This window comes from Endozoicomonas atrinae, from assembly GCF_001647025.1.
GTDB lineage: Bacteria > Pseudomonadota > Gammaproteobacteria > Pseudomonadales > Endozoicomonadaceae > Endozoicomonas > Endozoicomonas atrinae.
This window is the reverse complement of record NZ_LUKQ02000007.1, coordinates 37881-51496: the sequence shown is the minus strand read 5'-3', so window position 1 is coordinate 51496 and position 13616 is coordinate 37881. Positions and strand designations below refer to the sequence as shown.

Genomic DNA, 13616 nt, shown 5'->3' with positions numbered 1-13616 from the left:
GAAAATCAACATCATTAAAACCTTCGGGTAGCTGTGGTCGACGAGACATCTGTTCTAGATAATGCATGGTAATGATGCCTAAGCATAGTTGGCGGCAGCTTAAGGATTTAGAAAATGCGATTGGTATAATTTCAACAAATTCTTTTTCAATCTGAACGACAACGACTGGAGACTTTTCAAGCCAGACAATACAGGGAAGACAGGATGGTGGGCAGTTTTCTTCCAGTGATAATTGACGGGACAGTTGCCTGCTAAAAATAGTAAGCCCTGCATTCCCGGCAGCTCGCTCTATATACTCCTGGGTCAACTCGCCTGAGTGAACCGGCAAACCTGCTAATATTTTTTCTGCAATGACATTAATTCCATGATGCCTGGCAATCCAGATCAAACTGGTCAATAAAGAACTCTGCGCCATTGCTGCTCCGTGAGGTGTCAGGTTCTGATAAAGCAAAGACAGATACAACCTAGAGTAAAAACGCTTCCTCCGCCATTCTCAGCCAAGCACCTAAAAATCATCTATTCTTACTCAGAAGACTTTTTTCCTACTGATTCGGTCAGTTTTACTTCTCCCTCTGGGAGGCCGTCCAAGAATAGGGCCCTTGGCGAGAGCAGCAGAAAATTGAGGACAAAAAACCGGTTTTGTGAGGTGAGTATTGATGCCATTTGCCGAGCAAACCCAATTTTTTTGCCACCGTAGTAGGCAGTCTATTCTGAGATAGCCTCCTGACCCCGACTGCGGGAAAGATCATCCCCGGAACATTTCCAACACTGTTATGAGTATGAAGCGTCTTTCCTGTATGTATTTCTTTCGATTCTGGCTATCTGCTCTGCTCTTTGCTTCGCATATTTCGTCAGTAAGAGCACAAAGCCTGGAGGAGGCCGTTTCCACAGCGCTGATGACTAACCCCAGGCTCCATCAGGCTATTCAGAAAGTACAAACCCGCCTTCATGAAGAAACGGTTGCCAAAGCAGGCTTTCTGCCAACACTTAACGCACAGGGTGGCTCAGGGTATGAATGGTCTTCCAATCCAACCACCCGAGCTGGAGGCCCTAACAGCGATGACAGCCTTCATCGGTATGAGTCATCAATATCACTTCGGCAGGTTCTCTTTGCCGGTTTTTCAACACGTAATGACAGCAAAAGATCTGAAGCAGCAACACGCTCGGAACAATTTCGTCTGATCACAACAGCTTCAGAAATGGCTCTGAAAGTGGCTCAGACATACCTGGGCGTAATTATGGCAGAACGGGCACTGGTACTGTCAGAACAAAACCTGAAGGTTCATCAAGACATTTACTACAACATTTTCAAGCGCTCAGAATCGGGCATACAAAGTACTGCTGACCTGAGCCTGGTTAACGGCCGACTGGCCAGAGCGCAATCCAACACCATTTCTGCAGAGAATAATCTGCAGGATGCGCGATTTCAGTTTATGAGACTGGTGGGTATACCCGCTGACGCTCTTCACGAGCCGGTACCGGACTATCAATTAATACCGGATACGATTGAGCAGGCAGTCATACTGTCAGGGAAAAACTACCCATTACTCAAATCAGCGCTTCAGGACAACAATGCAGCAGAAAGTGAGTATGAAGCCAGCAAGGGGCGCTTCTACCCCGAAATATCCTTTGAGGCGACCCGTTCATGGAACTACAACATTAATGGCATTGTTGGTCGTGATGATGATTACAACCTGATGTTCCATGCCCGTTACAACCTGTTTAATGGTGGCGCTGATTCAGCTCGCATGAAGGCTTCTCTGAGCCGCTGGAATGAAGCCAAAGATATATATCACCTCGCACTGCTGGATACTCAGGAAGAAGCCAGACTCTCATGGGAAGCTCATAGTCAACTCAAAAGGCAAATCCCTCAATTGCAGAAACACGTCACTTTCAGTCTGGATACGGTATCTGCTTATCGAAGACAATTTGCTCTGGGGGAACGTTCGTTACTGGATGTATTAAATGCCGAGAATGAAAGCCTTGAAGCCGAACTGGCCTGGAACCGGGCCTGGACAGCACAACTGGATTCATGTTACCGCCTGCTTCATGTCACGGGTCAGCTACTTGATGCATTCCGATTAACACTTCCCCAAGACTGGATACCTGAGGAGGCTGTCGCAAAAGGCAGCGAGCGCAGGCAAGACAAGGCAAAAAATGGCGAAAAAGCGCAGTTTACAGATAGTAAATGAGCATTTTGAGCTATTTCTTAACGCGGTATTGGCAAGCGCAGCTCTGTTTGCGACAGCCTCTGAGAGTGCTTCGGCAAATAGTCAAGGTCACAAAGCTCATGCCGGAGTTTACAGGTAGGCAGCATCTGATGAACAAATATTCCCCCATACGACAACTCTCACTGACATTATTCATACTCATTCTGGTCAGCAGTTGTGTAACTCATGAACGTGAAATCACCCCTTATCAACGACAGACTATTGACCTTCATGATGATGACCTTGATGGAGTCATCAATGCCAGAGACCTCTGCTTCGAAACACCGACAGGTGCATTGGTAAACAACAGTGGTTGTCCACAGTGGGAAGCTGTTCTGAACCAGTATGAATACATTATCCATTTTGACAGGGACTCATTTATGACAGAGGCCCCTGAAGCTCATAAGGCCCTGAAAGCCATTGCCAGAATAGCGGCCGATTACCCCCAAAGCACCATCATACTAACTGGTTATGCCAGTCAACCTGCCTCAGAAGCTTATAACCTGACTCTTTCTCAGAAGCGTGCAGAACATATCCGCAAGAGGTTGATCCATATTTTTGGTTTGGACAGCCATCAAATCAAAACCCGCTGGCGAGGTGAAAAAAACCCGGCACAGCCAGGCAACACGTCTGAAGCAAACCTGGCAAATCGACGGGTTACCGCCTTGATAATTTATGAACAGAGTCGTCCACTCAGAAAATGGTCAGCACAAACCTTTCCTCAGCCAGTCTTTCAGTGATTGAGGGAGATCATGAAAAAAGTCATTCAACTGGACAGTACACAGGTTGTTTCCAGAATCACCGGTGAAGCATGGAAACTATTTCCTGATGGAACACAGCGCCCTTTACTTCAGAATGAACAACTGAATGCAGGAGATCGCATAGAGCTCGATGACAACGCCCAAATTGACTTCACCTCTGTAGATAAAACAACAAACCTTCGTACCGATCAGCTCTTCATAGGAAGGCCAGGATTAACAGGAACAAACCGCCAAACAGACGATGAGGAAACTTCAGAAGATCAGGCGGTCAATGGACTAACCGAGCCCTGGGCTATAGCGCTCATTCCCCTGCAAGTAATACCGGCTGCCGGTTTTCCTACAGACACTGGCGACCTTCTGCAAAAAAATGAGACCCAATGGGTTCCCCCGGCGGAACAGAAATATATTGACGACCAGGCGGTTATCGTTATCAGAGAGCCCATTACTGCTGACAATATCATTAATCATGAGGAGTCACTGGCATTTGATATAAGCGGTTTTGTTTATCATGTTGAGGCGGGACAGCCAGTTACTCTGACATTGACCGATAACCTGGGCAATAGCGTTGAGCTGAACACCGTTGTCTTCCCCGATGCACTGAGCTGGACTACTCCCGTTGAAAAACTTGCCGCCGAAGGATACGGGCTGATTGATGGCCCTGTCACCATCAAAGCTGAAACCAGTGACCTTGCCGGTAATCATGCCGAGGACATAGCAACTTTCCTGCTGGATACGGTGACAGAAGTCACCATCGATCTCGCTCCTGAAAGCGACTCCTGTGACGATGATCAGGATAATGTGACAAACGATACAACCCCATTAATTCAGGGTACTGGAGAAGCTGGGGCATCGATTAATCTTTTCGACGATGGAAACCTGGTAGCTGAAGGCATTAAGGTTGATGATAATGGACAGTGGTCAATCCGAATCCTCACCCCCCTTAAGGATGGCGTACATAACCTGACGGCATCCGCCACGGATATTGCCGGCAATAAAGCATCCAGCAGTCTGGAAGTCACCATCGATACCTATACCAAAGTATGGGTCAATGACCTGGACACCTTTCAACAAACACAATTTGAACCAAAAATTTCCGGTGAAACCGGTGGCGTCGCCAATGGTAAGGTGGTGAATGTCGATGCCTCTGATTTTTCCTCTCTTTTCACAGCGAAACCGGTTGTGCATGACAACCTGTGGAGCACCAACCTTCCTCCTACGCCCATAAACCCCGGCACCCCTTACCATGTAGTCGCTGTTGTTCGCGATCGGGCATGTAACCTGGCCAGTGACCATGTAGTAACTCTGGGAAATCCGTTACCGGTGACACTGACTGAGAAAGAGAACCTTGGCTCCAGCGTATCCATTGATCCCGTTTCAGATCAGGAGACCCACTTATCCATTGAGACTGGTTTTCTCTCAGACCTTCCTGACAACCTGTCAATTATTGATTCCGGGCGTATCTTTCCCATTCGCTGGCAGCTTGACTCACCACAGGAACTGAAAGCTGTTTATGAGATCAATAGCAACTTAAAAACAGCATTGGCATTCTCTGTACCAGAGACCGGTAATGGGCTTTCCGAATTAACCCTCTACACCCCTTTGAAGCACCCTGATGGTGCTGGCAACAATACCATTGAGTTTGATATCCCTTACCAGAAAAGCCGCTACTCCCCTACATTTTCCCGCTTTCACCACTCAAAGGCCGGCGTTCACATTACCGTCGTAGATGACACCCCTGAAGCCATCGACCATGAAACGGTGGGTTTAAAGGAAGGAGAACAGAGAAGCTGGGAGGACAGTGGCGGAAAACTCTTTCATAAGCAGGATACTGGAGCGGATGGTGGCCAATTATCGCACATCAACCATATTGCACTGGATACAGCTAATGAAGTGCATGATGGTACGCTTGCAGGCTATTACACATTTGACGGCACTTATGGACAACTCTATGTCAAACCTGATGGTACATGGGTTTATCAAGCAAAAATTGATCTTGTTCATAAGCAGGGAGAAACCCTGGATGATACGTTTACCTTTACCCTGACGGACTTTGATGGTGACAACAGTGATGCACACATCACCTTTGCTGTTGCAGATGGAATCCCTCTGTCCTTCAGTGGTGATTCCGTCAGTGAGATGACCATAGATCAGGAGTGTGACCAGCCAAAGCCTGTACCAGACAATGGCCAGTTACTGATCATTAAGGGATCTGATCCCATACCACCCGAAAAGCTTACGTTTGACCTGACAGCAACCAGCGAGCAGCTCAAAGCATCATTAGATAAAAAAAATCCAAACAGTCATGGCATTCCCCTTGATCTGGAAAATCTGCACCCTGACCCGGCAACCCAATCCCTGACACTTTCAACAATTGATGGTTCTCCTGTTTTCAAGATCAGCCTTATCAATATCAACACAACCTCTGAAGGCAACCTGGCAGCGACGCTTAATGTAGAACAGCTCAACTCTTTTGATGTCTATGGCCCTGAACCTGCCAGCCTTCCTCTCACCATTACGGCCAGTGATCATGATATCAATACCGTAACTCACCGCGTTGCTCTGACCATTATTGATGGGGGTATTACGCTTCACGATGATTTTGCTGAAGTCATAGAAGGAGAAACGGTTACCGGGAATTTACTGGCCAATGACCAGCTGTGTATGGATGCGGTTACAGTTACACAGGTCACCATTGATGAGACCGCCTTTCGAACCAGCAAAATCAACGATCAGTTCAGAGTCAGCTTTTTACCTTCAACCCCCATTGATACCCCTTTAGGCAGTCTGGTTGTTCAGAGTAATGGAGACTATGTGTTCAGGGCACATGACTCCCTGAAAAATAACCCCGACCCAATCGCATTTACCTTTGACTATTCCGTACAAGACAGCAGCGGTGATACTGCTACGGCGACAGCCGTCATCGATATTCTGGATGGTGCTGCCCCAACAGGCGGTAAAGATGCCACTCTGATCATTACTGAAGCCAACCTCAGCCACCCTCCGTATTACCCTGAATATAAGACAACTGGCATCTACACCCTGCATGGTGATGGATCAGATCCCGTCGCTCCCGATAGCCTTCACTTTGACTTTCCCCATGGTGCGCTGGACAACATTCTCACTTCAACTGGACTTCCAGTCACCTTTCAACGAGAGAACCATGTACTTAGAGGCATAGTTAGTCCTCCAGGCCTGCAACCGATTCCTGTGATTGATTTCAAAATCGCCTCGGTATCACCTGTTGGTAAAGACCTGCAGGTGCAAATCAAGGGCGAACTCTTTCGACCGCTGGACCATATCAATAAAGCCACAGGCTCAGAGTTCGTCGATATTACCGATCATGAAATCACCTTAAAGCTTCCCTATTCCTTTAGCGATCATGATGGAACACCTGCCCTGAAGAAAGGAACGTTCACCTCCACCATTATTGACGGCTCTCCTCCATTTCTTGCCCATATAGCAACCGTAACGCTGGAAGAGCAGAATTTTCCCGTCAGTCGTACCGGGGAAATGATTACCAGTCCATCGTCTGACACAATTGTTCCATCAAGCTGGCAGTTCAGCTCGGCACAGCCCGGCCTTGAGGGACTTTATTCACATGGTCTCCCCCTGACATACACTGTCAACGGTAGAGAGATACATATTTTTGAAGAAAGTGTGCCCGACCAGGAAGTCTTGACCATTGAGCTGACGAATGACCCAGACCCAGAGCACATCACAACCCTTTTTTATCGGGTGACACTCAAGCAGGCCATGGATCAGGACAAAGGGACCTGGCCTTTGAAAGTGCTGACTGAAGTTCAGGATTATGATGGTGATATCACTCAGCGGAACCTGATCGTCAATGTCATTGATAGAGACGATAACCTCAGTATTGATATCGCCCTGGATGACATGGGGCTGATGGAGCCTCTCTACCTGGGTGCTCCGGTCAATGAATACAGCCAGGTCAGCATTGATGCGGGCACGGATGCGGTTCGTGAGGTTTACTTCCTGAAGCCTGCAGTAGATACACAGGATTATGCGATTGAAAATAATGGGCAGCAGCTCAAGGCCGGAGGTAAACCACTGAAGTATTTTTATGGCTCGGACGGTTCCTGGGAAGCCTGGTCAATGGATTCCGGTACCCAGCATACAAAAATATTCGCACTGACATCGATCCCTCCCGACGGCACTCCCATCGTCATTGATCCCAATACAACAGGAAGCACCCGGCTACAGGTTATCTGGTATCACTATCTTGATCACCTGACAGCAACTGGCGAAAACAAAGACTTGATCCCCATAACTCTGACGGTTCAGGCCAAAGACAGTGATGGCACTACGGTAGAAGACCAGTTCACCCTGAAGCTGTTTGATGGCGCTCTGCCTGTGCCTGGTGAAATAGTGAACCCACCTCAGGTCATTGATATTAACTGGGGCGAACATAATAACTCAGAAGGTACTATTCACTTCACAGCTGGATCAGACAGGCCAGTACCAGCCTTTGATCTCGATACCATTAAAACAACCTTTTCAGGTATCCAGTCGGATGCTCAGTCTCTGGATAAGTTTGAGCTGATCAATACGCCAGACACTCAGCTAACCATCAGTCGTCAGGACGGACATCCGGTTTTACGCTTTTCCATAAAGAATCTGCAAGCTGACCGTGCAACGGTGCTGTTTGAACAACTGGATAACCTCGATCACCCAAAGGAACCCGGAGACCAGGACGACCTCATTGAGTTATGTATCCCTATACTTCTGGGAGACAGCGACAAAGACATTGTCACCAAAAGCATGGACTTGATCTTCCGTGTTATTGATACTAACCCAACCGCCCATCCGGATCATTTCTACAATGGGTATGCCATAGCAGAAGAAGGCACTCTCCTTTATGCTTCACCAGAAAGAAACCTGTTGATTAATGACGAGTTGAAGGCTGACGCTGATCCGGCCCATATCCATGCGGTGGAATATAACAACAATATTTTTCCACTTAGCTGGAGCAGGAGTATAAGTGTTGATACTGATGTCGGGGAGCTTTCACTTCATTCTAATGGTGAATGGTCTCTGCAAACCCTGCCTCATATAGATCATAGTCAAGGTGAAAATTTTACTGCGGTTCTCAACGCGGCAATCATTGATGGGGATGGTGATACCTCTAATGCCCCTTTTACCATTACGATCGCAGATCTGCAGGCCCGGTTTGAAAATATCAAAAATGCAGAGGGTCTTGAGGATCCACCTAAGCCTATACCTTTCCTCTTTCAGCTGAACCTTGGCGATATAGACCGACACGAAAGCATCAGCAAACTGTCCATTGATGCAGGAGATCTTCAGGGAGGCACCCTGACCCTGAACGGACTTCCTGTCACGGACACTGCCGGTGAAGTACTGATTCCTCCAGACAGCCTGGAAGTCAAGGATGTCAATGGCGACAGAATCTACACCAGCAGAAATCTGGGCTATATCCCTGCTGAAGATGCCTCTGACTATACCTTCACTGATCACCAGATAACCCTCAACCTGAAGGCTCATATCACCAAAAGCCCCGGCCCTGATCAAGACCTCAGCTCCCCGGTGGTTATTCATGTTAAAGGCGTTGCTGATCCTCCCATCTGGCCCGAACAGATACCGGTGGTCACCGGCGAGGAGGATCAATACATTCCCCTGGGCAACAGTATAAAAGCGGAACTCAAGGATACGGATGGATCAGAAGTCCTCTCATACGAGATAACGCATCTACCCGATAGCATGAAGCTGTTTTGTCATGGACAGGAAATTAGTACCGGGACCACCCTTACATCAGAACAGTTTGGGCAGTTGGTTGTTCAGCCTGATGAACACTGGAGTGGCAGGCTGGAAATAAAGGTTGACGCTATTGCGACAGAGCAGGGTTATTTTGCGGTTGAAACCGCACGATCACCGGCCAGCATTGTCGTCAATGTTCAACCTGTGGCTGACCCTCCCACACTGGTGGTCATGCCAGCCGGTGCAGACCCTGATACCGTTAAGATAACCGGGAATGAAGATGAGCGCATTGCCATTGGCAGTCACATCAAGGCTGCCCTTGTGGATATGGACGGATCTGAAAGTCTCTTCCTGAAAGTCACGCCATTGGTTAAACCTGGAGAAGACATAGGCAGCCTGTGGGTTCTTCAGGGAAGCAACTGGACAGAAATAAAGCCAGGCTCAACAAATAGTTTTGAAGCAACAGGGCCGGATATTGACCACCTTTACTATCAACCCGGAAAAGATCGAAGCTCAGCAAACTTTGATGATGTCCGTTTGCAGATTAATGCCATCAGCCGTGAGTCTACTCAGGATGGTGTTGCACCAGCGGCTGGAAAAGAAGAAGCCCTATCACCAGACCGGTTTATTCAAATAAGTATTAAAGGTGTTCCAGATATTCCAGAAGTGACGCCTAATGATACCTGGACCATGAGCCCGGACAATACCTATGAATTGATTGGCCATGGTAAAGAAGACCAGCGACTGCCACTGGTATTTGATCTTCACTCAACGGATATCGATGGTTCCGAAAGTCTTAACTCGGTTGTTGCCCTCGAAGACAACCGGTTTCGCCTGGAAGATAACCATGGACGACAGCCTCCCATCGCTTATGTCGTTAATGGCAAACCGCTTTACCAGATAACGCCAGCCGACCTTATCTCTGGTAAATATCTGCTGAAACCACCGTTGGACTATGCCGGTGAGGTACTGGTGCCCATGAAGGTTCTGGTAACAGAGCTGGACGGAGCCTATGCCATTTTTGACTATCAGCTTCGCGCCATTTTTGAACCGGTGGTGGATACCCGGGATCAATCCATCGAGCCTATCCAGGGTAAAGAAGTTGAACTGAACCGAGTCGGTAAATTTCTCTCGGGTGGTGCACCACTTGCCCTTACCGGGTTCACCCTGGGCGACAGTGATGGCAGTGAGTCCATTACCGATATTACCGGGTTCAATTTGCCTGATGGCTTCCAACTGATGGTAAATGGCGCATTAATGGCCAACCAGTGTGGGTCGCTGGCTGAACACCTGGGTGGCCTGGAAGCACTGAAGAGGACGCTTGCTGAAGGGAATATCCGCATTGTGCCTGTCCATTCCGATGGAACCATTGACAGTGATTATCCAACACCCACCAGCCAGAGCACCGACTTCAGTTTTACTGTAGAAATAACGGATCAGCAGAATGGGTTAACGGCAAAAAAAGAGGTAACCGCCAGTGGACATATTGACTGGCGGGGTGAAGTTGATGGTGAACAGCCACCAGCTACACCGCTGAATCCGGATGAAAATACCCAGGTTACCATCGATAATCCCGGGCCTTTTACAGGAAATGACTTTTCACTGGAAACATTACATCTTGCCTCCACCGATAAGGATGGCAGTGAGCGGATAAAAGACGACAAACGACCTCAATATGAGATCGCTGTTTATGATCCAGCGGGAAATAAGGTAACAGGAGGCTGGCATCTTCAAACCTCTGGAGGACAGGATCTGATCTTTGATAATGATGAGTGGCTGATCCAAAGTGGTGGACTCGATGGCGTATCGGTTCATTTTACCGAGAAGGGCACATACTTTATCCATACTAAAGTCATTGTTGAAGACATTGGGGACGAAGAAGCCCGATATGCCCGGATGCAGGTCATTGTTGAAGAAAATACTGGCGGTCCGAGTGAACCAACAACACCGGAAAACATCTTTGTCTGCTCAGAACCGGTAGAAGGAAAAGAGGATTACTACTTCTCAATTCCAGACCATTGCATCAACCTGGACCAGACCCATACCTCGACCGATGAAGAAACCACATTCCGCATAACGGTGGCTGATCTTCACGGATGGAGTCTTAAGGGTTTCACAACGGTGTACTGGAATAACGATGGCGAAGTCACCGAATACATCACGAAACCGGGAGATTTTGGCAACCTTCAATTCCGTCCACCCAGGGACTTTTCCGGAGAGGACAGCATCACCTATCACATATTAAAGAGAAACATCGATTCCGACCATACCAGCAAAACTGACTACAAGATCTCATTCAGAGTACTTCCGGTTGTGGAAAACTCACCGGATGAACCACCAGAGGATTCGGTATATGACTTGAGAGCCTGGACAGAACCGGCTGCCGAAGCCGATGAGTGGAAGGATGCGGATCATCCCGAGCTCATGCATCTGCAGTTAAGAACCACCGATATTGATGGCTCGGAAACCATCGAAAGAGTTGTTTTTAAACCACCCGAAAATATCGTCATCAGTGGTAATGGACTTCAACCAGACAACTCGGTCTATCGGCAAGTATCCGAAACAGAAGCGCAGTTTGAGCAACGGATAGCCAGCTTCACCTTTACTCCCGGGCCGGGACTGCCCGCCGGAACCTATCCCCTGCCACTTGAGGTGGAAGTACTGGATACCGCTCCGGGAACGGGAGATACCGACAGAAAAGTATTTACCAAATCAATCGACCTGATTGTCAAACCGGTCAACCACTGTGCAACCCTGACTGCACCCAATCAGGAAGGTTATGAAGACTCAGATATTCCTATCACCGGGCTGATTGCTGCACTGAACGATAATGATGGTTCTGAGGTTATCTCTGTTGTGCTCTCCGGCGTCCCTGATGGTGCGGTGATCAAGAATAGTTCTGGCCCCCCCCTGCCCTTTAACGGGAATGGGAAGTGGCAGATTCCAGAAAACCTAATGGATAACACTGGCCATATACAAACACTGTCATTCAGGCCAGTAAAAGACTTCAGTGGTGTTGTTGAATTGACCCTGAACAGTCACAGCCACGAACAGAGCTTGAGTACGGTTTGCAGTGATGAGCAAGCATTTCAGATTATGGTACAGCCTGTGGGTGACCCAATCACACTGGATCAAATTCCCAAGGCTCTGACGGGTGATGAAAACATTCCCATCGTTTTTCATCTGAATGCCAAAACCACAGACACTTATTCAGACAGCCATGACCATCCGGAAGGTCTTCAGGCAACGTTCACGATTTTACCGGGCAGCGCTACCACACTGATACCTCCAGAACCAGAGGCCATCAAACCCAGCCTTATCATTCCAGGCATCACACCAGCAACGTTCTCACCCAATGCTTCAGGTGGTTACACCGCAACCATAGAAACAGCAGATACCACATTGCCCAACCTGGAATTTAACCCGGGTGATGGTCATGGAACACTGCTGATGTCATTGGCCGTCCGCTCTGTGGATAAAACCGATGGACTGACAACAGCCTATGGCCCTGAAGTGGTGATGGACAGCACTATTTCCATTGCGCCAAAGTCCGACAAACCCTCACTGCAGATTGATCGAAAAAGCATAATTACCACCGTTGAAACACCGGCACCTCTTTTTATCCAGGCCTCAGTGATCAATCCGGCTGTGACTGTCAGTAACCTGGTCGGTACAGAGCTCTATGCCCTCGTCCAGGGACTTCCGGGCAGTGCATCGCTGGTTAACCATGCTGGTGTATCAACAGGTACTCCGTCCACCAGCCCTGCAGGTATTGCACTGGTGAGCAATGAGCTTCAGGACCTGTACCTTAAAGATCATCAAACTGGAAGTTATACTCTGGATGTTGAGGCCATCTCCGATGTCGGTGATGGGGATAACCAAAACAGTGATGTCATACCCCTGAACGTTGTGGTGGTTGAAAGAAGTCAAAACATCAGTGGCACACCAGACAACGATATTATTGTTTCCGATGGAACAGCTCCGAAGATCTCCGCAGGCAATGGGGACGATCTTATTGCCGGGGGCCGAGGTGAAAGCCAGATACTACCCGGTTCAGGGAACAATATCGTATGGGGCGGAGAGTACTCAGGCTCAGGGGATGGCCACCGTGATACGTTCCTCTTTGAGGTTGGCGATACAGGCACAACCGCTATCCAGGACTTCGAGCCCGGCGTGGATGTGATTGATTTGAGCAAGCTTCTGAACCTGGACGATGTGTGGTCCAGTAGCGATCTGGCAAAGCTGGTCACTGTTGATGAAATGGATGGAAAAGCGCGAATAACTGCACTATCCGAGGTTATTACACTGGATACTATACCACTGGAAACGCTATTGCCGGGTGGAAGCGCAATGGATCCCGCAGAACGTTTAAGCTCACTGGTTGAACAGAGTCAGCTGATCGTCTCCCATCAGTTTGGCCACGAAGGAAAAGACACCCTGTATGCACCACCAGCTGCTGAACTGAAAGGCGATGGCATTGTGAATGCCGGTGCTGGAGATGATCACCTGTATGCCAGCAATGAGGGCAGCAAACTGAGAGGTGGGCCTGGCAACGATATTCTGGAGCTAAGCCCAACCACCCATGCAATGGATACGCTCTACTGGCTTAAAGAAGACGCTGGCAGCGAAGCAGCACCCGCTTATGATCGAATACTCAATTTTCACGATGCAGAGGACGTTATCGATATCGCAGGTTTTCTGCCTGCAGAAGCCAGCGCTCAGCCTTATGATTACATGGAGCTGAACGCCAATGGCAGCAGCACTAACCTGAATCTTGCCAGTGCAACAGCCCATCAATGGAGCAATACTATTGAACTCTCGGGTGTTGACTGGTTACAGGGCAGCAGTTCGGAAGATGCTCTGAAATATCAGCTGGAGCAGGGTTATCTGATCACCGGGTTGACGATATAAT

The 13616-nt window shown here is 48.4% G+C and carries 4 protein-coding genes; 3 read left to right on the top strand and 1 reads right to left on the bottom strand.

Features of this window, described 5'->3' with window-relative positions:
• The coding region (locus tag AK963_RS02215) for a cysteine peptidase family C39 domain-containing protein (protein WP_202969705.1) at positions 1-415 on the bottom strand (415 nt) is incomplete at its 3' end.
• A gap of 364 nt (positions 416-779) precedes the next feature.
• Between AK963_RS02215 and AK963_RS02210 the strand changes: the two genes are divergently transcribed.
• The 3 genes from AK963_RS02210 (at position 780) to AK963_RS02200 (ending at position 13615) form a co-directional block, all read left to right on the top strand.
• Entirely contained in the window at positions 780-2192 is a 1413-nt protein-coding gene (locus AK963_RS02210) for a TolC family outer membrane protein (RefSeq protein ID WP_175404415.1), read from the top strand.
• Positions 2193-2320: 128 nt separating this feature from the next.
• Positions 2321-2950, top strand: a complete 630-nt coding sequence (locus AK963_RS02205) for an OmpA family protein (RefSeq protein WP_175404414.1) — start codon at positions 2321-2323, stop codon at positions 2948-2950.
• A gap of 12 nt (positions 2951-2962) precedes the next feature.
• Positions 2963-13615, top strand: a complete 10653-nt coding sequence (locus AK963_RS02200; RefSeq protein WP_066013748.1) for an Ig-like domain-containing protein — start codon at positions 2963-2965, stop codon at positions 13613-13615.
• Position 13616: the final 1 nt, after the last annotated feature.

Bases quoted from the DNA above. Each gene is read 5' to 3' on its own strand.
- AK963_RS02210 (WP_175404415.1), top strand. From the start codon at position 780: ATGAAGCGTCTTTCCTGTATGTATTTCTTTCGATTCTGGCTATCTGCT.
- AK963_RS02205 (WP_175404414.1), top strand. From the start codon at position 2,321: ATGAACAAATATTCCCCCATACGACAACTCTCACTGACATTATTCATA.
- AK963_RS02200 (WP_066013748.1), top strand. From the start codon at position 2,963: ATGAAAAAAGTCATTCAACTGGACAGTACACAGGTTGTTTCCAGAATC.